15 protein-coding genes are annotated in these 21,728 nt (G+C 75.0%); 10 read left to right on the forward strand and 5 right to left on the reverse strand.

Annotation, left to right across the window (positions count from 1 at the left end; all coding sequences use genetic code 11):
* Positions 1-89 precede the first annotated feature (89 nt).
* Positions 90-1,403: an MFS transporter gene (locus tag AB0O36_RS14930; protein WP_365109284.1), complete on the reverse strand. Its 1,314-nt coding sequence runs from the start codon at positions 1,401-1,403 to the stop codon at positions 90-92.
* A 389-nt stretch (positions 1,404-1,792) separates the two neighbouring features.
* Between AB0O36_RS14930 and AB0O36_RS14935 the strand changes: the two genes are divergently transcribed.
* Together AB0O36_RS14935 and AB0O36_RS14940 are read left to right on the forward strand one after the other, a co-directional pair.
* Positions 1,793-2,053, forward strand: a complete 261-nt coding sequence (locus tag AB0O36_RS14935; RefSeq protein WP_365109287.1) for a DUF6296 family protein — start codon at positions 1,793-1,795, stop codon at positions 2,051-2,053.
* Positions 2,054-2,107: 54 nt separating this feature from the next.
* On the forward strand, positions 2,108-2,719 hold the full coding sequence (locus AB0O36_RS14940) for a hypothetical protein (protein WP_365109290.1): 612 nt from the start codon (positions 2,108-2,110) through the stop codon (positions 2,717-2,719).
* On the opposite strand, the gene AB0O36_RS14945 is transcribed toward AB0O36_RS14940, so the two are convergent.
* Complete coding sequence (locus AB0O36_RS14945) at positions 2,670-3,491, reverse strand: MerR family transcriptional regulator (protein ID WP_365109291.1); 822 nt, start codon at positions 3,489-3,491, stop codon at positions 2,670-2,672. The genes AB0O36_RS14940 and AB0O36_RS14945 overlap by 50 nt on opposite strands.
* A gap of 93 nt (positions 3,492-3,584) precedes the next feature.
* On the opposite strand from AB0O36_RS14945, the gene AB0O36_RS14950 reads away from it, so the two are divergent.
* The 6 genes from AB0O36_RS14950 to AB0O36_RS14975 all read left to right on the forward strand — a co-directional run bounded on the left by AB0O36_RS14950 (position 3,585) and on the right by AB0O36_RS14975 (position 11,919).
* Positions 3,585-4,118, forward strand: a complete 534-nt coding sequence (locus AB0O36_RS14950; RefSeq protein WP_365109294.1) for a putative immunity protein — start codon at positions 3,585-3,587, stop codon at positions 4,116-4,118.
* 212 nt (positions 4,119-4,330) lie between these two features.
* Positions 4,331-5,635: an AMP-binding protein gene (locus AB0O36_RS14955; protein ID WP_365109297.1), complete on the forward strand. Its 1,305-nt coding sequence runs from the start codon at positions 4,331-4,333 to the stop codon at positions 5,633-5,635.
* Positions 5,632-6,963, forward strand: coding sequence for an MFS transporter (locus tag AB0O36_RS14960; protein WP_365109300.1), 1,332 nt, complete (start codon positions 5,632-5,634; stop codon positions 6,961-6,963). The genes AB0O36_RS14955 and AB0O36_RS14960 overlap by 4 nt, the downstream gene beginning before the upstream one ends.
* 5 nt (positions 6,964-6,968) lie before the next feature.
* Positions 6,969-8,213, forward strand: coding sequence for a GNAT family N-acetyltransferase (locus tag AB0O36_RS14965; RefSeq protein ID WP_365109547.1), 1,245 nt, complete (start codon positions 6,969-6,971; stop codon positions 8,211-8,213).
* Positions 8,210-9,388 (forward strand): acyl-protein synthase, encoded by a 1,179-nt coding sequence (locus AB0O36_RS14970; protein WP_365109303.1) that lies wholly within the window; start codon positions 8,210-8,212, stop codon positions 9,386-9,388. Before AB0O36_RS14965 ends, AB0O36_RS14970 begins: the two co-directional genes overlap by 4 nt.
* The gene (locus AB0O36_RS14975; RefSeq protein WP_365109306.1) at positions 9,385-11,919 is read left to right on the forward strand and encodes an acyl-CoA reductase; all 2,535 of its coding nucleotides are present in this window, start codon (positions 9,385-9,387) and stop codon (positions 11,917-11,919) included. The genes AB0O36_RS14970 and AB0O36_RS14975 overlap by 4 nt, the downstream gene beginning before the upstream one ends.
* A gap of 68 nt (positions 11,920-11,987) precedes the next feature.
* Here AB0O36_RS14975 and AB0O36_RS14980 read toward each other — a convergent pair whose 3' ends face one another.
* Both AB0O36_RS14980 and AB0O36_RS14985 read right to left on the reverse strand, forming a co-directional pair.
* Positions 11,988-13,970, reverse strand: coding sequence for an amino acid transporter (locus tag AB0O36_RS14980; RefSeq protein WP_365109308.1), 1,983 nt, complete (start codon positions 13,968-13,970; stop codon positions 11,988-11,990).
* 193 nt (positions 13,971-14,163) lie between these two features.
* Positions 14,164-14,379: a hypothetical protein gene (locus AB0O36_RS14985; protein ID WP_365109310.1), complete on the reverse strand. Its 216-nt coding sequence runs from the start codon at positions 14,377-14,379 to the stop codon at positions 14,164-14,166.
* Between the two features lie 211 nt (positions 14,380-14,590).
* Between AB0O36_RS14985 and AB0O36_RS14990 the strand changes: the two genes are divergently transcribed.
* Positions 14,591-19,345 carry a hypothetical protein gene (locus AB0O36_RS14990; protein WP_365109313.1) on the forward strand — a complete coding sequence of 1,585 codons (4,755 nt, stop codon included), beginning with the start codon at positions 14,591-14,593 and terminating at the stop codon, positions 19,343-19,345.
* Between the two features lie 68 nt (positions 19,346-19,413).
* On the forward strand, positions 19,414-20,007 hold the full coding sequence (locus AB0O36_RS14995) for a DinB family protein (RefSeq protein ID WP_365109316.1): 594 nt from the start codon (positions 19,414-19,416) through the stop codon (positions 20,005-20,007).
* Between the two features lie 40 nt (positions 20,008-20,047).
* Here AB0O36_RS14995 and AB0O36_RS15000 read toward each other — a convergent pair whose 3' ends face one another.
* Positions 20,048-21,646, reverse strand: a complete 1,599-nt coding sequence (locus AB0O36_RS15000) for a hypothetical protein (protein ID WP_365109319.1) — start codon at positions 21,644-21,646, stop codon at positions 20,048-20,050.
* Positions 21,647-21,728 lie beyond the last annotated feature (82 nt).

The raw sequence follows: 21,728 nt of genomic DNA on the forward strand, positions 1-21,728 counted from the left end.
GTGGGAAGAGTCACAGCCGGACCCGGCCCCCGCCGCCGGGGGTGTGCGCGGGAAGCGGCGGGGGCGGATGACGGGCCGTGCCCGGCCCTTCACGGGGTTCGGGTGCGGGCTCGGGCGGGGGTTCGGGCGGGGGCCGGCCCCGCGCCCGTGCGGGCGGACAGCAGCAGTGCCGTCACCAGGTACGGGGCGGCGGAGAGGGCGAACACCCAGCGGTGCGGGAGGGCGCTCGCGGCGGCCGCGTAGGCGCCGTACACGGCGATGGTGCCCAGGTCGGTGGCCATGGCGGCCAGGGAGGTCACGGTGGCCCGGGCCGGTCCGCCGATGCGGTCCTGCAGGCGTGCGTCGGCGAGCACGCTCGCCACCTGGAAGCCGCAGAAGGCGAGTGCGAGCAGGGTGATGCCCGCCGGGGTGCCGAGCAGCGCGCCGACGGCGAGTGCGAGCGCCGAGGCGGTGAGTACGGCGGCCAGGGCGCGGGGGCCGAGGCGTTCGGCGGGAGCGGCGAGCAGACCGCCGGCCGCGACCCCCGCCCACAGCAGGAGCAGCAGGTACGGCACGGTCGCATCGGCCACGCCGGTGTCGCGGACCAGCAGCGGCGCGTACTCGTCGAGGGCGCCCCAGACCGCCGTGACGGCCGGCACGAGCCACACCGCGCCGCGCAGCGCGCGGTCGCCCCGGACCTCGGCCACCCCGGCACGGAGCGCGGTGAGCCACGCCCGGCGCCCGGGATCGGGGTCGGGCCCGAGGTCGGGGTCGGGCTCCGGGCCGGCCTTGTGCACCGCGCCGGCCGGGGGTTCGGGCACGGCGCCGGGCCCGGGCCGGTGCTCCGGCAGGCATGCGGCGGCCGCCGCCGCCAGCAGGCAGGCCAGTACGCTCGCGGCTCCGACGGCCGGGTACCCGCCCGCGGCGAAAACCGGCCCGGCCAGACCGATGGCGGCCGCCACGGCCGTGGTCCCGGCGGCCCTGGCCCGGCCCATGGTGCGCGCGTACCGGTCGGCCGCACCGAGCCGTTCGAGTTCCTCGTAGACGAGGGCCTCCAGGGCGCCGGAGCCGAGTGCGCCCTTGGCACCCCACAGCAGGAAGCCGGCGGCGAAGGCCCCGTAGGACGGGAGCAGCACCCAGAGCGCGAAGCCGGCGGCGGTGAGCAGCGGGCCCAGGCACAGCAGGGCGCGCCGCGAGAAGGCGTCCGCCCAGGCGCCGGAGGGGAGTTCGAGCAGGACGCCGGTGAGCGACCAGAGCACGAAGAGCGAGGAGATCTGCCACACGGACAGCCCGGTGTCGCTGAACAGCAGTGTGTACACCGGGTAGAGGAGGACGAAGTCGTCGAGGAACGAGTAGCCGTACAGCGCGGCTGCGAGCCGCCGCCGTGCCCGGGTGCCGGGCACGCGCACAGGTGAGGGGGTCATGGGCCTTCCCGCGGGGATGTGGTTCGGACGCCGGATACCGGGCGTCCGCGGCGGCCCGCGGGAGGGGGTGCGTACGGATCAATGTCGTCGACGGCTCATGCGCCGATGCTAGCCCCGCGTCCGTGCGCCCGTACACGGGATTCCGCGGGCGCGGCGTCCGGTCGCCGTCCACGGCGAGAACGACGGGCCCGGGCTGCGGCGGCGACAGCCCCACCGCACCTTCCTGAGCCTGACCGTGCCGGACGGCTCACTGCGTGACGTCGTGTTCCACCGGCTGCCGTCCGCTGAGGACAGAGCGCCGCACGGGGCATAGCGTGGCAGATGAGGAGAGAGTCTCCGAGCGAACGGGCGGCCTGCCGGACGGCGGACGTCAGGGCAGGAGGTCGGGCATGAGCACGGTGCAGCGGTCCGAGGGCCCCCGGTCACCGGCCGAGGTCTACGAGGTGGTCTTCGCGGTCGTCGGCGAGGCCGGCGAGGACGTGGTCCGGATGACCCGCACCAGTGCGGCGGGGCCGGGCGGCCATCCGGTCTACGAGGACCCCACCGGCATCGTCCGGGCGGAGATCAGCGACGCGGGCGAGGTACGGCTGCTGGCGACGGGGGGCGGGCAGGAGCCTGCCCGCGTGCTGCGGGTCCGGGCGGTCGGCTGACGCTCCCTCACCCGGCTCGGCCCGGCAGCCTGCGTGCGTACGTAGGCTGCCCGTATGGGACTGGACATCACCGTGCTCATGGCCGACTGGGATCGGCTCTCCCGGATACCGGCCGCGGAGCGGCTGGACGCGCTGACGGACTCCGCGTACCCGGATTTCTGCTGCGACGCGTGCTGGGACGCCGACTTCGCGGTGCCGGGCGGGTGGGTGTGGCCGCGGGACCGGGAACAGCCGTGGTGTGCCGAGTACCGGTTCTTCGGTACGACCGGCACGTACAAGTGGCACGCCGAACTGGACGGCGCGTGGGAGAGCATGCGCCCGTTCACCGAGCCCGGTCTGCGCGGAACGCTGGACACGTTCCTCGGCGGGATCGTGGGAGAGGACTCCGGCAGCGGTGAGGACGGGGCCGGGGACGCGCCGGAGTCCTGGCCCGGCCGGCTGCTGCTGTACTGCCCGCCGGAGAGGGCGGGCCTGCTCGCCCGGTCCTGGGAACGGGCCGGGCCACGGCTGGAGGAGCTCCGGGCGCCGTTCGAGTCGGAGGCCACCACCCGCTGGGGCGGCCGGCCGAAGACCTTCGACGCCATGGCCGCACTGCTCCGGGAGTGGGGTGAGGTCGTCACCGGGGCGGATCGGCGCGGGTGGGGGCTGGTAGGGCTTCCCTGGTGACCGGGAGCAGGTCCAGGTAGCGGCTGAGCAGGGCGGCGGCGTCGAGCATGGCGAGTCCGCGCAGGGTCAGCCGGCGCTGCCAGTCGGCCAGGGAGGCCGCCAGGGCACCGGTGCCGCCGGCCGTCCGGACCTGGCGCAGCACGGTGGAGACGTGGGCCGGCGGGTATCCGCCGCGGCGCAGGAGGTGGGCGAGCTCGGCGTCGCGGACGTCCTCGGCGCGGTAGACGCGGTATCCGGTGCCGGGGTCCCGGGCGGGCGCCAGGATGCCCGCCGCCTCCCAGCCCCGCAGGGTCGCCGGGGTGACGCCCAGCCGGCGGGCGACCTCGCCCACGGTCCGGGTGCCGGTGCTGGCGCCGGCGCCGCCGGACGGGACCGACCCGGAGTCCGGAGCCCGCCCCGACCCCGGGGCCGGGGCGTCCGGGACCGCGGCCGCGCCCGCCGCCGGGTCCACCGCCGCGACCGCGCTCCGTACGGCATCGAGGGTGGCCCGGTCGCGGAGGGACTGGCTGTGGCCGCGGTCGATGTGCGCCAGGGCTTCGTCCGGACCGCCGTGGTGCAGGGCGTGCATGATGCGGCCGGCGGTCGCGTGCCCGTACGCCGGGACGAGCGCGAGGAAGGCGCGGAGTGCCGCCGCGTGGACCTCGGTGTAGATCCGGTAGCCGCTGGGCGTGCGCTCGGCGGGCGGGATGAACCCGTCGCGCTCGTGGTTGCGGACGGCCTGGGCCGAGATGCCGTGTTCGCGTGCGGGGTCCGCCGGCCGGAGGGTGGTCATGGGTTTGAGACTTTACGTCACCCGTGCCCTGCAGGAGCGGCAGCCGATGGCCGGGAAGCTTCAATCGGGCTTTCAAGGATACGCTTGAGGCCCGTGAACCAGGACATTCCAGAGATCATCCTGAGCGGTGAAGACCGGCGCCTCCTCGCCCTCTGGGCGGCCGACTGCGCCGAACGGGTACTGCCGTTGTTCGAGGCGGCGTCCCCTTCCGACGCCCGTCCCCGCGAGGCGGTCGAGGGCGCCCGCGCCTACGTGCGCGAAGGCCGGCGGACGCAGCACCTCCGGTCCGCCGCGTGGGCGGCGCTCGCGGCCGCACGGGAGGCGTCCGCCCCGGCCGTCGCCTCCGCCGCCCGCTCGGCCGGCCTGGCGGCGGCGACCCCGTACCTGCACGCCCGGGCCACTCCCCACCAGATCAACCACGTCCTCGGGCCGGCCGTCCACCAGGCCCTGGCCCGCGAGATCGCCGCGGGCGGCGATCCCTCCGTCGGCGACGCGGAGATCCGGTGGGCGGCCGGGCGGGCCGGGCCGGCCGTGCGCGGGGTGGCGCGGCAACTGCCGCCCGGGCGGTACGGCCGCAGCCGGTCCGGCGCGCTGCACCGGCTGCTCGACGCGGAGCTGCGCGGATGAGGGGCACGGATGACGGGCGCGGCTGACGGGCGCCGCTGACCGGGATGCCTGGCCGGCACGGTGCGAGAGCAAAGGCACTTCAGGGTTCGATGGAGAAATTGTTGAAAGACATTCCATTGGCCGGAAATTCTTGCTCGGTTTTGCGACTTCCGCACTGATGTTTCATCATCATGACTGCACGTCAATTCCCGTTCCGTTCCAGGCAAAGGCTCATGTCCGCCCAGCAACTCTCGGACCTCATACGTTTCGCCCGAAGCAACTCCCCCTTCTACCGCGACCTCTACGCGTCCCTTCCGCCGGACGCCGACCGCCTCACCGACCTGCCGGTGGTCGACCAGAAGGAGTTCTGGGCCGCCAACTCCCTCCCCGGCAGCCGGGTGCTCACCGGCCCGCTCAGCGAGGCCACCGTCTTCAAGACCGGCGGCACCACCGGCTCCCCCAAGTTCTCGGTCTACACCCGCGACGAGTGGCGGACCTTCGTCACCACCTTCGGGCAGGGCCTCCTGGACGCCGGACTGCGGCCGGGGCACCGGGTCGCCGACCTGTTCTACGCCGGGGAGCTGTACGCCAGCTTCCTGTTCGTCCTCGACTCCCTCGCCCACGCGCCCGTGGACAACGTACGGCTGCCCATCGGCGGCGGTGCACCGCCGGAGTCGACCGTCCCCACCCTGCGGGACCTCTCCGCGCAGGTCGTGACCGGTACGCCGACCACCCTGTGCCGGCTCGCCGAGCACCTGGTCGCCACGGGCGAGCGGCTGGACTCCGCGGAACTGCTGCTGTTCGGCGGCGAGGCCCTCTTCGACGACCAACGACGGCTGCTGGCCCGGGCGTTCCCGAACGCCCGGGCGCGGTCGATCGGCTACGCCAGCGTGGACGCCGGCCTGCTCGGCCGGCCCGTACCCGGCCCCGACACCCGGGTGCACCGCGCCTTCGAGCCGTACTCGGTGGTCGAGATCCTCGACGACACCACCGGCGAGCCGATCACCGAGCCCGGCCGGCCCGGACGCGTCGTCGTCACCAGCCTCTTCCGGCGGCTCATGCCGGTCATCCGCTACCCGGCCGGCGACCGCGCCGAATGGACCGGCACCGGGCCCGGGCACTTCCGGATCCTCGGCCGGGCCGAGGAGGGCGTGCGGGTGGGGCCCGTATCGCTGTACACCCAGGACGTACAGGACGCCGTCACCACGGCGGACACCGACCGAGTGGTCGTCGGCACGCAGCTCGTGGTGCGGCGGTGGGACGGCCGCGACGGTCTCGTCCTGCGGCTCGCCACCGCCGCGGACGCCTCACCGGGCGCGCCGGACTCACCCGGCGCCCCGGACACACGGGACGTGCCGGACGTGCTGGCCAAGGCCGTCGTCGCCGAGCTGGAGGCCGTGCGGCCGCTGTACCCGGACAGCGTCCGGGCCGGGTTCGTCCACCCGCTGTCGGTGGAGTGGGTGCGGCACCGCGACCTCGCCGTCAACCCGCGCACGGGCAAGCTGGTCCGGGTCCTCGACGAGAGGCCGACCTCATGACCGCCCCGCTCGTCCTGCGGAACCGGGCCTTCGGCGCGGTGTGGCTGGGCCAGGTGCTGACCCAGGCCGCGGTGCGCATGTTCCAGGTCGGGGTGTCCTGGTGGCTGGTCTCCGATGCCGTTCCTGAATCCGCCGGACCGGCGTCCGGGCTGTTCATGGCCGTGTGCACGCTGCCCGCCGTGGCCCTGGCGGCCGTGGTGGCCAGGATCGTCGCCCGGTTCCCGCACCGCGCGGTGCTGCGGAACTCGGCCGCCCTGGCGGGACTGTCCGCGTCCGGGCTCGGCCTGTGGGCGTACGGCAGCGGACTGCCGCTGCCCGCCGTCTACGCCGCCGCCCTCGCACTGGCCGGCTGCCAGGCGTTCTTCGACCCCTGCCTGACCACCTCGGTGCCCTCACTCGTCGACGACGCCGACATCGAGACGGCCACCGGCTTCGAACTGTCCACCCAGTCCCTGGCGGGGCTCGGCGGGGCGCTGCTCGGTGCCCTGGCCGTGGACCGGATCGGCGTGGCCGGACTGGCCGGCGGCTGTGCCGCGGCCTACTTCGGCGCCGCACTGCTCGTCTCGGCCGCCCGGTTCCGGAGCCCGGAGCCCGCGCCCGTGCCCGACGGCGAGCCCGGACCCGGTGTCCCGGGCGCCGGAGGGGAGCCGCGTGCGCTCCGCCGGGTCCTGGCCGAACTGCCCTACGTGCGGCGCGTCCTGGTGTGCTTCACCGCCGCGAACCTGTTCACCGCGGCCGTGTTCGTCATCATCCCCCTCTACACCCGGTCCGTGCTGCACGGTTCGGGCGGCACGGTGGCCGTGCTCGAAGCCTCGCTGGGGACGGGTGCGCTGGTCGGCGCGTTCACCGGCACGCGCGTCCCGGGCCGGCCCACCACGGCCGGTGCCTGCTGCCTCGCGCTGATGGCGCTCGCCCTGGCAGGGCCCGGCCTGACCTCTTCCCTTCCGGCGGTCGCGGTCTGCCTGGCCGTGGCCGGCTGGTGCGCGGGGGCCGTGAGCGTCCGCTTCGTGGCGCTGTTCCAGCGGCTGGTGCCCCCGGCCGACAAACCGGGGTTCTTCGCGGTGATGCAGGCTGTGCTCGGCGCCTCCCTGCCGGTGGCCTCGCTGGTCTTCGGCTCCGCGGGCGACCTGCTCTCGCCGCAGACGCTGTGTCTGGTGCAGGGCATCGGCCTGCTCCCGGCCGCCTGCGCCCTGGCCGTGCTCGGCGGTGACGCCCCCGCGGATCCGGAACCGGAACCCGGGATCGGGCAGGAACCCGCGATCGGGCGGGAGCCCGAGTCCACCGATGCCGCCGCCGTCGGCGCGCGGGCGGCCGGAGGTGCCCGGTGAGCCCCATGCACCCCAAGCACCCCAAGCACCCAGCGGATCCCATGCACCCCGCGAACCCCGAAGCCCCCGAGAATCCCGTGATCAGCCGCGCCGTACAGGCCGACATCGCCGAACTCCGGCAGCTCTACTACGCCGTCTACGGGCCGCACTACCCGGTCGCGCTCGGCACCGACCCCGCCGAGATGGCCCGGCTCATCGAGGACCCCCACTCCCTGTGGCTCGTCGCCCGCTGCCCCGGAACCGGCGCCCTCACCGCCTCGGCCGCCATCCACGGCGAGCCGGGCAGCCGCATCGGCCGGCTGGAGGGCATCGCCGTCCACCCCGGGCACCGCTCCGCCGGCCTGGCCGCCGCGCTCACCGAGGCGCTGTGCGCCGGGATGCTGGGCACCGGCCGGCTGGACTCGGTCTACGCGACCGTGCGGACGGTCAGCGCCGGACCCCAGCGGGTCGTCGCCCGCAACGGCTTCCGCCCGCTGGGCATCCTGCCCAACGCCGTGGATCTGCGCAGCCGCGAGAGCCTCGCACTCTACGCGCGTCACTCCGCGGGGGTGCTCGACCGCCGGCTTCCGGTCGCCGAAGTCCCGGCCCCGCTGCTGCCGTTGCTGCGCACCGCCGGGCGCACGCTGGGCATCGGCTACGAGGACGTCCGCGCGTCGGCCCCGGCGCCACTCCCCTCCCCCGACCCCGGTTCCGGTCCCGCCGCAGCCCCGGCCGCGGCCCACCCTCCGGTCGGGCCGCTGGAGCTGATCGAGGCCCCGGCCTTCGTCCGCCGCCGGTTCCGCGAACGCTTCCCCGGCCGGGAGGGCTGGTTCTATCCGCTGCACACCCCGAACGTGCTGCTCACCCCCGAGGACGGCGCCTTCGAGGTGTACGCCTACCTCAACCGCGCGGGCGGGTACTGCTCGCTGCTGACCGCCCATCCCGGTCCGGCGGCGGCCGCCGACCACCTCGAAGCCGTCACCCGCGCCCTGTCCCGGGCGGGTGCCGGCTACGTGGAGGCACTCGTACCGCTCGCCCACCACGACGCCCTGGCGGCCTTCCTGGCCCAGGGGTTCGTGGCCGGGGCGGTCTACCCGGCGATGCGCGCGGAGGGCGACGTCTTCCACGACTACGCCGTGCTGTCCCGCTCCACGGAGCGGATCGACTTCCGCGGCGTCGCGGTCGAACCGCCCCTCCAGCCCTATCTGGACTGCTACGTGTCGGCCTGGGCGTCGACGCACCTGCCCACACCAACCGAGGTTGCCCCATGAACCCCCATCTCGCGCCGGTCGCCGTACCCGACCCGGCCCGGCTGCCGCACGTACAGCAGCTCTGCGACCTGACCGACCCGTACGCCTGCGGGCCCGCCGAGGACGAGCTGTTCGCCGCGGCCATGGCGGAGATCAACGCCTGGCACACCGAACGCTCCGCCTTCTACCGCTCGCTCCACGAGGCGACGCCGCCGGTGCCGGGAGAGCTGTACCGCACCCCGCTGGTCCACGCGAACTTCTTCAAGCGCCACGAGGTGCTGTCCGTGCCGCGCGAGGACGTGGAACTGCACCTGACCTCCTCGGGCACCACCGGCCAGAAGTCCCAGATGTTCTTCGACCACTGGACCATCCGCTCCGCGCAGCGCATGGTCGCCCGGATCTTCGAGCGCAACGGCTGGATCACCCCCGCGCAGGAGGTCAACTACCTGCTGTACAGCTACGAACCGTCGCCCTCGCTGAACCTGGGCACCGCCTTCACCGACAACTACCTCTGCGACTTCGCCCCCGCGCGCGCGGTGGCGTACGCCCTGCGCAACACCGGCGGCGGGGGCGAAGGACCGGGCGGCGGCCACGAGTTCGACCCGTTCGGCTGCATCGCCGCGCTGCAGCGCTTCGAGCGGGACGACGCGCCGGTGCGCATCCTCGGCTTCCCCGCCTTCCTGTGGTTCACCCTGGAGCGGATGCGGGCCATGGGCCTGCCGCCGCTGCGGCTGCCCGAGGGCTCCCTGGTGGTGCTGGGCGGCGGCTGGAAGGGCCACGCCGACCGGCGGATCGCCAAGGAGGAGCTGTACGCGCGGGTCACCGACCAGCTCGGCGTGCCCGGCGAGCGGATCCGCGACACCTTCGGCTCGGTGGAGCACTGCGTCCCGTACGTCGAGTGCGACCGGCACCGGCTGCACGCGCCCGTCTGGTCCCGGGTGACCATCCGCTCCACCCGCACCCTGGAGCCGCTGCCGTACGGGGAGCCGGGCTACCTGCACCTGGTGTCCCCGTACATCACCTCGGTTCCGGCGCAGAGCGTCCTGATGGGCGACCTGGCCTCGCTGCGGCCGGGGGACGCCTGCGGGTGCGGACTGGGGACCCCGTGGTTCACCGTGCACGGCCGTGCCGGGGTGAGCCGCAACCGGAGCTGCGCGGTGGCCGCGGCGGAACTGATGAAGGGTATGGCCCGATGACCACGACCGGAACGATTCCCGCCGCGCCGCACTTCTGGCAGGGCTCCTTCGTCGGCGACGAGGAGGCCGGCCGGCTGCTGGCCGGCCTGCCGGCCGCGGTGGAGGCAGCACTGTCCGAACCGCTGGAGACCGGGGCGGTCCTCGCGGCCTGCGACGCCCTGTCGGCCGCCCTGCTCGACCCGGACGACCCGGTGCACGCCCGGCTCGCCCCGCACCTGCCCGAGGGCGAGGACCCCGGGCTGCTCGCCGAACTCGGCCGGCTGCTCTCCCGCCGCGCGCTCACCCGCAAGCTGCGCCGGGAGCTCGGCAGCGCCGCGCCCGGCCGGCTCGACCGGCCCGATCCGCGGGAGACCGTGTACGAGGCGTGGGCGCCGGTCGGCATGGTCGCCCACATCGCCCCGGGCAACGCCTCCACGGTGGCCCCGCTGGGCATTGTGGAGGGGCTGCTCGCCGGGAACGTCAACGTGCTGAAGACCAGCGGCTCCGACACCCTGCTGGCGCAGCACCTGATGGCCGAGCTGGTCGGCTGCGACCCCGGGGGGACGCTCGCCGCGCGGATCGTGGTGCTGCGGTTCCCGTCCTCCCGGCAGGAGTGGCTGCGGCTGATGTGCGCGCCCGCCGACGCCGTCGCCGTATGGGGCGGCGAGGCCGCCGTCGAAGGGGTCGCGGCGCACGTCCCGGCGGGCTGCCGGCTGGTGGAGTGGGGGCACCGGATCTCCTTCGCCTATCTGACGGCGGACGCCTGGTCGGACGGGACGACGCTGCAGGCGCTCGCGGACGACGTGTGCCTGCTGGACCAGCAGGCCTGCTCCAGCCCTCAGGTGGTCTACCTGGACACCGAGGACGAGGGCGAGGTGTTCGCGTTCGCGGAGCGGTTCGCGGCCGTGCTCGGGGCCCGGCTGCCGGCGCTGGTCGGGACGACGGCCGCGGGTGCCCCGCGGGACCCGGCCGAGGAGGCCGAGCTGACCACGACCGAGCTGGTTGCGCGGCTGGAGGAACACCTGGGACTGACGCGGGTGTTCGCGGCACCGGACGGTGCGTGGCGGGTGATGGCCGACACCCGCTCCCCGCTGACCGCCTCGCCGCTGCACCGCAGCCTGTGGGTCAAACCCCTGCCCCGGAAGCGGCTGATGGCCACCCTGCGGCCGATGCGCCGCTACCTCCAGACGGCGGGGATCGCGGGCGGTCGCGCCGATGTCGCGGAGCTGTCCCGTGCGGTGCTGGCGGCCGGGGTCACCCGGGTCACTCCGGTCGGCGCCATGCTCGACAGCTACCCGGGCGAGCCGCACGACGGGGTGTACGCGCTCCAGCGGTACAGCCGCCGGGTCGCGGTGCAGGCCGACCCGGACCGCTTCTCCGCCACCGCCTGCCTGGACGACCTGGTGCGGCCGGTGGTGCTGCCCCGGCCGGACGGGCCGCTGCTGGGCAAGGACGAGGTGCGGGAGCTCAACGGGCTGGTGGCGGCCGCCGACGCCGAGCTGTACTTCCACAGCGGGGGCAGTACGGGCGCGCCCGCGGTGTCGCTGTTCACGTACGAGGACTACGACGTGCAGATGCACGCGGCGGCCCGCGGCCTGCTCGCCGCCGGCTACGACCCGGCCGGCGACCGTACCGCCAACCTCTTCTACTGCGGCGGCATGTACGGCGGTTTCATCAGCTTCTTCTCGGTGCTGGAGCGGCTCGGCGGGGTGCAGCTGCCGCTGGCGGCCGGGCCGGACCACGCGGCCACCGCGCGGACGCTGATCGAGCACCGGGCGGACACCCTCTTCGGGATGCCCTCGTACCTGTGGCAGCTGCTGCACGCGGAGGCGGACGCGCTGCGCGCCTACGGCGGCCTGCGCAAGGTCTTCTACGGCGGCGAGCACTTCACGCCCGGTCAGCGGCGCACCCTGGAGGAGGAGTTCGGCATCGAGGTGATCCGCTCGATCACCTACGGCAGCACCGACCTCGGTCCGCTCGGCTACCAGTGCGCGCACGGCGAGGGCGGCGTCCACCACCTGCACGCCGACCTGCACGCCCTGGAGATCCTCGACCCGGAGGAGGACCGGCCGGTCACCCCGGGCGAGACGGGCCGGCTGGTGTTCGGCACGCACGCGCGGCGCGGGCAGCAGCTGGGCCGGTACGTCATCGGCGACCTCGGCCGGGAGGTCCCGGGCCGTTGCGGGTGCGGCAGTCTGGCGCCGCGCTTCGAGCTCCAGGGGCGGACGGGCGACGTCATGCGGGTGGCGACGTACTTCCTCGACCGGCGCCGCTTCGTGACGCTGGCCGGGGAGGAGGGCGGTCACCGCGGGGAGCTGCAGATCCTGCTGGGGCTGACGGAGGCGCGCGAGCGGCTGACCGTACGGGTGGAGCGGACGGAGGGAACGGATCCGGAGCGGCTGCGGGAGGTGTTCCTGTCCGGCTACCCGGAGCTGGGGTCCGCGGTGGCGGAGGGTCTGCTGGAGCTGGTGGTGGAGGCGGTCGACGGGGCGGCGCTGGAACGCACCCCGGCGAGCGGCAAGCTCCGGGCGGTGGTGGACGCGCGGCGCTGAGCCGGGGGTTGCGGGCGCGGGGCCGGCCGGTGCCGGCCGGCCCCGCGCCTCCTGTGGTCCCTTCCGGTTCAGCCCCCGACGTGGATGCCGGGGCGGCGCCCGGGGTCGGGTTCGTGGCTGCGGATGATCTCGCGGGTGACGGGCGCCGTGTCACCGCGTCCGAGGAGGAAGTAGCGGACCATGTGCACCAGCGGACTGCCTTCCGCCCAGGCGAAGTGGCATTGCGGCAGGACCCCGGTGGCGTCGCGCAGGGCGAGCAGGACGGCGGCGATCGCGTTGGGGGCGGCCGGGGCGTCGGCCCGCAGGATCCGGTGCCCGCCCACCTCGACGCCGTGCACGGTGAGGGTGTCGCTGAAGTCGGAAGGGTCGACGACGTCGATCTCGAGGAAGATCACGTCGGCGAAGCCGGGGACCGGGTTGACCCCGCGCTGTTCGCTTTCCTTGGCGCTGTACTCGGCGGTGTCACCGGCCTGGCGCCGGTTGGCGATCAGGTTGACGGCGTTGTCGTGGGCGAGGGTCTCGTCGATGAACCGGCGGGCGTCGGCGTCGAAGACGATGCGGTCGGCGCGCAGTTCGGTGGTGCGGGAGACCCGGGAGACCAGGGAGACCACGACGATGCCGGCGATGAAGAACCCCGAGATCAGGATGCCGTCGGGCTTGTCGACGATGTTGGCGACCAGCGCGTACAGCAGGACCAGGGTGAGCGCGGAGAATCCGACGGCGGCCCCTCGCCGGCGGCGGCGCGCGGAGGACACCGTCACCGCGAAGGCGGCGGAGACCATCATGGCCAGGATGCCGGTGGCGTAGGCGCCGGCCTGCTCGTCGACGTCGGCGTTGAAGGCGATCGTGATGACGATGCACAGGGCGGTGTAGACGAGTACGACGGGGCGGACGGCGCGGCCCCATTCGGGGGCCATCCCGTAGTCGGGCAGGTAGCGGGGGACGATGTTGACCAGTCCCGCCATGGCGGACGCGCCGGCGAACCACAGGATCAGGATGGTGCTGATGTCGTAGACGGTGCCGAAGCCCTCGCCCACCTGCTCGTGGGCCAGCCATGCCAGGGCACGGCCGTTGGCGGCGCCGCCCGGCTCGAACGCCTCGTGCGGGATGAGGAGGGTGGTGACGAAGCTCGCGGTCAGCAGGTAGACGCTCATGATGGCGGCGGCGGTGGTCAGCAGCTTGCGGGTGTTGCGGATGCGTGAGCGGAGCCGCTGCTCCTCGTCGCTTCCCCCGGCTTCGACGAGCGGCATCATGCTCACTCCGGTCTCGAAGCCCGACAGGCCGAGGACCAGCAGGGGGAAGGCGAGCAGGGCGGGGCCGATCAGGTGGCCGAAGCCTCCTCCGGTCGAGGTGAGGGCGTCGGTCCAGTCCGGCCAGGCGGTCGGACTGGTGATCACGTGGGCGAGGCCGACGGCGATCACGACCGCGTTGAGCACCAGGAACACGGCGACCAGGGGGATGGCCACGCCGACCGCTTCGCTGAAGCCGAGCAGGAACACGCCGCCGAGCACCAGCAGCAGGGCGATCGTGAGGCCGACCTCGTGGCCGTGCAGTGCCGCGGGGAAGAACGGGTTCTCCATCACGTGGACGGTGGCGTCCGCCGTGGACAGGGTGATGGTGATGATCCAGGAGGTGGCCACGAAACCCAGCAGGACCAGCACGAACAGCTTGCCCCACCAGAACGGCAGCAGGTCCTCCAGCATCGCCACCGACCCGGCGCCGTGCGGGCTCTCCTTCGCCACCCGCCGGTACATCGGCAGCATGCCGAGCAGGGTCAGCGCGACGATCAGCAGGGTGGCCAGGGGGGAGACCGCTCCGGCGGCGAGGGCGGCGATCGCGGGCACGTAGGCCAGGCTGGAGAAGTAGTCCACGCCCGTCAGGCACATCACCTTCCACCAGGCGTGCGGCTGCGCGTGGCTCTCTTCCGCCGCCGGCCCCACCGGCTGGACCTGGTGGCGCAGCAGCCACCGGGCCAGTCGGCCGGTCGGCTGTCCGCGCCGGTGAGGGGTGTCGACCACCTCCGGCACCGCCGGCTGTTCCGCTCCGCCCATGTCCCGATTCCGCCCTTGCCACCCACCGGGTGCGCCGGCACGGAACGGTGTCCGCAAGCGAGAACCCGGACATTTGCCGTGATCTACCCGCCCTCACGGTAGACGACCGCGTCCGGGGCGCTCCTGCGCGGCGCGCCGCACAAGAGCGTCCCCGGTCCGCCGTCCGGTGCGTGCTCTGCTCCCTGCGTGACCGTCAGGTCCGGTCGCGGGTCTCGTCGACCACCGGGAGGGCGGTCGACACCCGGCGCCGGCGCAGGACGCTCGCGTACACGCCGAGGCCGAGCAGGCCGACGCCCATCATGATCAGTCCGACCGCGTCCAGGTCGACGCTCTCCATCTTCCAGTCGCTGGCGAAGGTGAGGACGGCCCCCACCGTGATCAGCGCGATGCAACCGCCTATGCCGGCCATCCGCGTTGCCTCCTCTTCCGATCGGGTCGTCCGGCCCGTGCCCGGGTGCGCCTGCTGAAGCAGCCGCCGCCGGGGGGATCCACCGCCGCACTCCACGCGTATGACCGGAAGGCGGCCCGGCAAACCCGTGCGGCGCCGCCTCGGTCGCCGTTGTCCACAGCCCGTCCGGGCGGCCGACGGGCTGTCAGTGGACCGTGCGACGATCCGAGGCATGATCGTCTCGTTGGAATCCCTGCTGCCCACCGGTGGTACGCACGCCTCGACCACCTACGCCGACTGGGTCACCGCCCACGACCCGGACGCGGCCGAGGTCGCGCGCGACCTGATCGACTTCATGCGCGCCGAGCTCGGCCGGTCCTACGACAAGCCCGGCGGCTTCGTGGACACCATGGCGTACCGGGCGCGGCAGCTCCCCCCGGCGCACCTGCCGTGGTTCTGGGACACGGTGGGCCACCGGCTGATCGGGTACGGGAGCCGGCCGGGCGGGCGGGCCTATGCGGCGGCGCGGGCGGCCGAGGCGGAGCACGGGCTGCCGGTGGACCCCGGCTACCGCCGGGCGAACGCGCTGCTGTTCGCGGCGGGCGGGGCCATGCCCGCCAAGGAGTTCGGCGCCCATCAGCGGTTCCTCACCGCGACGCTGGACCCGGCCGGGGCGCACACGGAGCTGGAGAGGTTCCTGACGGCGTGGGCGGGCTCGCGGGCGGACCTGCCGGCGGACCTGGTGCGGCGGGTCCGGGCCTCCGCCAAGGCCGCCGGGCACGGGGAGGCGGAGATCGCGCGGATGACCGGCGCGATCCTGTCGGTCACCCGGAAGAAGTCCGTGCCGGACGCCCTGCTGGACGCGGCGTGCACGGTCCTGACGGCCCATCCGCCGACGGACACGGTGTCCGCCGGGCTGGTGGAGGTGTTCCCGGAGGGGGTGACCGACGGCGGGGCGTGGCTGCGGCTGCTGGACGGCTGCGGCGCGGCCGCGGCGATGGCCGAGGGGCGGGTCGTGCCGGAGGGCGGACTGCACCGCTGGGTGGGGCACTTCGTGCACATGTACCAGTACACCCGGGCCGGCGGTGGCGGTGTCACGCGACAGCCGCTGCCCGGCGAGTTCCTCGACCTGGTGGGCGCGTTGGGGCCGGGACTGCGGGCGGAGGGCGGCCCGGTGACGGTGCACACCACCCGGCACCACTACCAGGGCTTCGACGCGGACGTGCTGGACGCCCTGCTGGCGGCGGGGGTGGCGGTCGTCGACCCGGGCCCGGAGATGCGGATGCGGTTCTGGGGCGAGCGGTCCCGGCGCGACCTGGTCGCGCTGGCCGCCGACCCGGTGTTCGGCCCCCGGCTGGAGGGCACGGTGCACGAGCACCTGCTGCCGAACTGGTCCCCGGCCCGGGTCCGCCGGGCCGGGACGGCGATCACCCTGCTGCCGGGCAACGAGGGGATCGCCCAGGGGGTCGCGGCGCGCGTGGGCAAGCTGGTGGACACCGTCGGCGGCGGGGGCATGGCGGGGGCCGAGGAGTCCCTGGCGGAGCTGGAGACCCTGCTGGACCGGCCCACGGTCACGGCGCTCGGCGGCATCGTCGAGGCGCTGGCCGGAGCGGGTGCGGCGGGGGCCCTGCAGCGTTCGCTGACCGGTGGGCTGCCGGAGGAACTGGCCTGGCCCGAGTTGGAGTCGGTATACGCCGGGTTCGCGTCGGCAGCCGGCCCGGAGGGGGCCGGAGGGCCGCTGCCGGGTGTGGAGGGGGTGACCACCACCTGGCCGGTGCTGACGGTGTTCGGGCGGGACCGGGCGGTGGCCGTCGCCCCGGACGGGGTGCGCGGCTCCTGCCGGTTCACGGTGCCCGAGGACGCGACCATGTTCGCGGTGCACTACGTGGGCGGCTCCTTCCTGGTCAGCTGGTCCGTCGAACCGAGTCCCTACTTCTGCGACACCGCCGTGTGGTCCGACCGGCCCGAGGAGCCGTTTGCCCCGGAGCAGCTGGGCGGGCTGCTGCCGTTCGGCGGCAGCCTGGACGGGGCGTACGGCTTCCAGTTCGAGACCGCCGACGGGGGCGGGCGGCACTCCGGGCAGCGGGTCCTGCGCCCGGGCGGCCGCGAGGGCATCGACGGGGACGAGCTGCAGCTCGGCGACGGCAAGCGGATCTGGAGCAACGGCATCTACAACGACCGGGCGTGGGAGGTGGTGGACCCGGTCACCGGGCAGCCGGGCGGCGCGGTGGCCCTGCCGGACTTCCCGGGCCGCCCGGCGGGCGCCGATCCCGCCGCGGAGCCCTCCGAGGCCGGGATGAGCGTGGCCAGGGAGGCCCTGCAACTGGCGCCGCTGCCCGAGGGCCTGACGGGCTCCCCACTGGGCAGCCGGGACGGGCTGGTCGGGACCCGGATCCTGTTCCGCACCCGGCACCGCGGCAACGCACCCGACCACTACCTGGTGGAGAGCATCGACGGGCGCAAGGCCCTCTTCGACATCGACCGGGCGGGGCAGGAGCCGTGGGGGCTGTGGGCACCGCCGGAGGGAGCGGTGGAGGACGTGGTGCTCGCCGAGGCGCAGACCCGGACGGGGGTGCGCGCGTACGCGGCGGACGGCGTGCTGCTGTGGGAGCTGGACGGGCACGCCTCGCCCCGCCATCCGCGGGTCAAGCCGGTCCGGAAGGCCACCGCCTCGGGCGGTGTGGCCCTGCCGCCCGCGTTCTGGTACCTGCTGCGGACCCGGGACGCGGCCGGGTCCCGGGCGCTGCGGGCCGTGGGACGGGAGACGGCGGAGGCGCTGCTGGCGGCCGCCCGCACCGGAGCGGAGGCGCTGCGGGCCGCCGTGGCCCGCGAGCTGCCGGCCGTCACCGACCCGGTGCTGGCCGGGGCGGTGGCGGCGGTGGCCGCCCGGGCCCTCCGGGTGGAGGAGCGCCGGCTCGCCCTGCACCGGCGGGTGACCCTGCTCGCGGAGGCACCGCCGGCCCTGCCCCGCCGGTCCGTGCCGGACAGCGAGCTGATGCCCGCGCTGTGCGGGCTGGTGTCGTACGGGGAGAGGGACGCGTGGCGGCGGACCGCGGACGTGGGTCTGGCCGCGACGCTGAGCGCTCTGGCGGCCGATGGCGCCTGCCTGGCGGGGACCCTGGTGGAGGAGGTGCGGCGGCTGTCGCCGCCGGCGCCGCCGCAGGACTGGTCGCAGCTGCTGGGCACGGTCGGCGCGGCGGCCTGGCGGGCGGCGGTGGCACCGACCCCGGACGGGGAACGGGCCGCGCTGATCGCGCTGCTGGACACCTGGGCCGACCAGCCGTTCGCCCGGGCGGGCGGCCGGTGGTGGGCCGGGCGGGCGGCGGCCGAGGTCCTGGACGGGCTGCGTGCGGACGGCATCACGGTGGTGTCCGCCGCGGTGCGGCACGGGGGCTCGGAGTGCTGGTTCGTGGCCCCCGCCGCGGAGGGGGCGGACGACCCGGTGCCGGCGGCGGTTCCGCAGGCCCGGCCGGTCGTGGTGGAACGGGACGACGCAGCCCGGCTGCGGGCTCTGGTCGCCGCCGTCGAGGAGCACGGCCCGCTCCCGGTGCCGGAGTCGGCGGCGGCCCGGTTCGCCGCGCTGACCGGCGTGCGGCGGGCGGTGGCCCGGCTCGTGGTGGCCGGCCTGGTGGGCCGGTTCGACCGGGACGAGGACCGCTCCCTGGTGCGCAAGGCCCCCTACAAGGCGACGCCGATGACGGCCGAGGAGTACGACGGGCTGCGCGCGCGGCTCGGCGGCGCGGGCCGGAGGGCCGTCCTGGCGGCAGCCCTTCCGGATGACCCGGCCGAGCTGTGGCGGCCCGGCGGGATCGAGGCGGCGGTGGAGCGGATGGCCGCGGTGTGGCGGGAGCTCGTGGGTGTGCTGCCCGCTGTCCACGACGAGGCGGCAGACGCCCTGGAGGACGCGCTCGGGCTCTCCGAGGTGTGGGCCCGGCGGCTCGCCGGCGGGTACGGGGCGGCCGCGGACTCCACCGTGGAGGCGGCCGGCTGGGAACTGGCGGCGACCCCGTACGGGATCGGGGTGGAGGTCCGCGCCGTGCCCCCGGCCGGGCCGGAGCTGCCGTACCGCACCCCGGTGGGCCTCGACCTCGGGCAGATCGCGAGCGCGCTGGTGTGGGCGTGGACGGACCGGCCCGCGGGCGATCCGGCGGTGGCCGGTGCGGCGGCCCTGTACGAGCGGCTGCGGGCCGAGCTGGACCGCCCACAGCTGTTGCTGCCGCTGGGCGGCGGACGGGTCAAGGACACCTCGGCGGACATCGAGGAGCGGTTCGGGCCGGGGCGGCTGCCGGTGGCGATGGACTCCCGCAAGGAGGAGGGGCCCGTCCCGTTGACCGCGTACGACTCGGGGCCGCTGGTGGTGTGCGCGCCCGGCGGGGCCTCCTTCCTGCGGCCGGCGGCCGTCGCCGATCCCGAGGTGTGGGAGCGGGTGCGGGAGCTCACCGATCTGACCGAGGAACTGGACCGGGTGGCGCCGCTGGTGGCCGGCGGCGGCCTGGAGCGGATGATGCGCCGGGCCGGCTCGGGAGTGGTGCCGGCCGGGGCGTACGAGGCGGATCCGCGGCAGTCCTGCCCGGAGCTGGTGGCCCGGGTGGCGGAGCGGCTGGGAGCGGGCGCGGACGCGGCAGCGCTGTACCTCCAGCTGGCGACGCTGGCAGCGCCCACCGACCGGAACGTACGGCGGTGGAACGGCTGGACGACCAAACGGCACGCCGAGGTCCGGGCGGAACTGCTCGGCACGGGCGCGGTGGTGGAGGCCAAGCGGGCGCGGGCCGGGCGGACCCTGTTCCTGCCCGGGGAGTGGACGGAGCTCAAGGCTCCGCACCTGCCGCTGGAGACGGTGAAGCTGGCCCCGCACGAGGTGCGCCCGCTGTGGGGCAACAGCATCCGCTCGCCGTTCGGCCGGGTGCTCCCGACCGCTCCGCTGCACGAGATGTTCGCCGCGGCGTGGCAGCGCCTGCACCCGCAGGACGGTGACGCGCAGGACTGAGCGGCGAGGGGGGCGGGGTTCGGCCGAACGGGGTGCGTCAAGATCGCCTCGAACCGCAGACTGGTCGGATGAGTGCATCTGATGCCAAGGCCGACCTCCGCTTCTACCTGCAGTCCGCCCGTGACGCCCTGCTGTGGAAGCTCGAAGGGCTCTCGGAGTACGACGTCCGCCGCCCGGCGACACCGACCGGCACCAATCTGCTGGGCTTGGTGAAGCATGCGGCGGGCGTGGAGCTGGGCTATCTCGGCGACACGTTCGGACGGCCGCCGGGCGAGCCGCTGTCCTGGTTCGGGGTCGGCGCCGAGGCCAACGCGGACATGTGGGCCACGGCCGAGGAGTCGCGCGAGGACGTGCTCGCCCTGTACCGCCGGGCGTGGGCGCACGCGGACGCGACGCTGGACGCGCTGCCGCTGGACACCGTCGGCAGGGTGCCGTGGTGGCCGGACGGCAGGGACGAGGTCACCCTGCACCACGCCGTGGTGCGGGTGATCGCCGACACCCACCGGCACGCCGGCCACGCCGACATCCTCCGGGAACTGACGGACGGCGCCGCGGGCATGAACGAGGGGAACGACAGCATGCCGTCGGACGACCCCGCGTGGTGGAAGGAGTACCGGGGCCGCCTGGAGCAGGTTGCCCGGAAGGCGGCCGGGCTCTCGTGACCGGCCGGGGCCCGTCCGGCGGGTCGGGGTCGGACGGGCCCTAGCGGCGGAGGCGGTGGATGCGGTCGACGCCGTACCACTTCGACACGCAGGCGGCGACCCAGTCGCGGTCGTAGCGGGAGGTGTAGAAGGGTTCGGCCAGGTTCCCGATGTACAGGGGCCGGTAGCCCACGTCCGTGGCGCCCCGTGCCGCTTCCGCGCGGATGCGGGCGTTCTGGGCGTCCCAGGCGACCGACCGGGTGACGGTGGCGGTCGTCAGCCGCTGGAGGCCCGGGACGAGCACGGCCAGCGAGGCCAGCGCCACGCAGGCGGACACCAGGATGCCGGCCGCCTGGATCCCCGCCGCCGTGATCCCGGCCGCCCCGCGGCCCGCCGCCGCGGCCGGGCGGCCGGCCCGGAGCCGCCCGAGCCGGTCCCCCAGCAGTACGCCGTAGCCGCACAGGGCCAGTTCCATGAGGGCGAGGTGGCTCGTCCAGGTGCGGGCGTACGTCCATCCGTCCGGCCCGTAGCCGCTGCGCAGGCCCAGCGCCACGGCGAACGACCCGAGCAGCACGACGGGTACGGGCAGCAGCAGTACGGCGAGCAGCATGTGCCGGGGGACGGCCGGTCGCGCCTCCCGCCCGCCCCTGGCGGGGGCGCGGAGCCGGCACCCCAGGCCCAGGAGGATCCCGACCGCGGCGGCGCCGAGGTACGCCCACTGGCCGGCGATGGAGCCCCACATGTGCAGCCAGCCGTCGAGGGTGCCCCGGAGGCCGGCCCCGGAGAGCGGGGATTCCCCGGCCGGCTGCTGGGCGCGGCGCCAGCGGGCGCCGGGGGACGTGTAGAGCACGATCAGGCCGCACACCAGGCCGGAGCACCAGAACAGACACCAGAGGGACGCGCGCCGGGTCCGCGCCAGACCGAGCCGGGGCAGCGCCACCAGGCCGACCGCGGCCGCGAGCAGTCCGCTGACGAGCGCGAACGGTTCACTCAGGGTGCCGAGCCCGGCCGCGATGAGGAAGGCCGCGGCGTATCCGCAGATGCGTGGCCCGGTCCGCGGCCGGCGGACGGTGGCGATGGCCGGCAGGAGCGCCCACACGCCGATGACGCTCGGCACCGTGTGCGAGATGGTGGCCGGGGCCCACAGCAGTACCTGGTAGGCGCGCGGTCCCGCGTAGTAGAGGAGCGCCTGGAGGACCAGGGCGCAGGCGACCAGGAGCAGCACCCGGGGCCGTCCGCCGAGGAGGCGCACCGCCTCCCGTCCCAGCAGGACCAGGCCGAGGGTGAAGGTGACGGCGATGACCGTGGGCAGGACCTTCACTCCGGCCAGGCCGTCCCCGTACACGAGACCGCTGAGGAAGGCGTTCGCGATCCGGCCGTTCTGGGTGGTGTAGAAGTCGGCGGTGATGCCGAGGACCCCCAGGTCACGGGCCTTCCAGCCGGCGCACCAGTCGTCGGAGGTGGGCCGCAGGTAGAGCCCCAGGAAGCATCCGACGGCGACCAGGGCTCCGGCCGCCGCCACCAGCGTGCCGCCCGCCGCAGGCAGGAGCGCCCGGCGGAGGGCGGAGCGGAATCCGGTGGGGGTGGACCGCGGGGCGGCGGGATGTGCCGCCGGCTGCGGAGCGTCGTCTCCGGCGGTGCTCTCCCTCGGTCGGAGCACTGGTCGTTCCTCCCGTTGCAGCGAGGGCGGGCCGGGAAATCCCATGATGTGCACGGTTCGTGCGCGGCGGCATCCGGGAGGC

Source organism: Streptomyces sp. NPDC089799, assembly GCF_040684755.1.
Classification (GTDB): domain Bacteria; phylum Actinomycetota; class Actinomycetes; order Streptomycetales; family Streptomycetaceae; genus Streptomyces.

Excerpts from the sequence above, each read along its gene's own strand:
- AB0O36_RS14930 (WP_365109284.1), bottom strand. The coding sequence starts at position 1,403 with ATGACCCCCTCACCTGTGCGCGTGCCCGGCACCCGGGCACGGCGGCGG.
- AB0O36_RS14935 (WP_365109287.1), top strand. The coding sequence starts at position 1,793 with ATGAGCACGGTGCAGCGGTCCGAGGGCCCCCGGTCACCGGCCGAGGTC.
- AB0O36_RS14940 (WP_365109290.1), top strand. The coding sequence starts at position 2,108 with ATGGGACTGGACATCACCGTGCTCATGGCCGACTGGGATCGGCTCTCC.
- AB0O36_RS14945 (WP_365109291.1), bottom strand. The coding sequence starts at position 3,491 with ATGACCACCCTCCGGCCGGCGGACCCCGCACGCGAACACGGCATCTCG.
- AB0O36_RS14955 (WP_365109297.1), top strand. The coding sequence starts at position 4,331 with ATGTCCGCCCAGCAACTCTCGGACCTCATACGTTTCGCCCGAAGCAAC.
- AB0O36_RS14960 (WP_365109300.1), top strand. The coding sequence starts at position 5,632 with ATGACCGCCCCGCTCGTCCTGCGGAACCGGGCCTTCGGCGCGGTGTGG.
- AB0O36_RS14965 (WP_365109547.1), top strand. The coding sequence starts at position 6,969 with ATGCACCCCAAGCACCCCAAGCACCCAGCGGATCCCATGCACCCCGCG.
- AB0O36_RS14970 (WP_365109303.1), top strand. The coding sequence starts at position 8,210 with ATGAACCCCCATCTCGCGCCGGTCGCCGTACCCGACCCGGCCCGGCTG.
- AB0O36_RS14975 (WP_365109306.1), top strand. The coding sequence starts at position 9,385 with ATGACCACGACCGGAACGATTCCCGCCGCGCCGCACTTCTGGCAGGGC.
- AB0O36_RS14980 (WP_365109308.1), bottom strand. The coding sequence starts at position 13,970 with ATGGGCGGAGCGGAACAGCCGGCGGTGCCGGAGGTGGTCGACACCCCT.
- AB0O36_RS14985 (WP_365109310.1), bottom strand. The coding sequence starts at position 14,379 with ATGGCCGGCATAGGCGGTTGCATCGCGCTGATCACGGTGGGGGCCGTC.
- AB0O36_RS14990 (WP_365109313.1), top strand. The coding sequence starts at position 14,591 with ATGATCGTCTCGTTGGAATCCCTGCTGCCCACCGGTGGTACGCACGCC.
- AB0O36_RS14995 (WP_365109316.1), top strand. The coding sequence starts at position 19,414 with ATGAGTGCATCTGATGCCAAGGCCGACCTCCGCTTCTACCTGCAGTCC.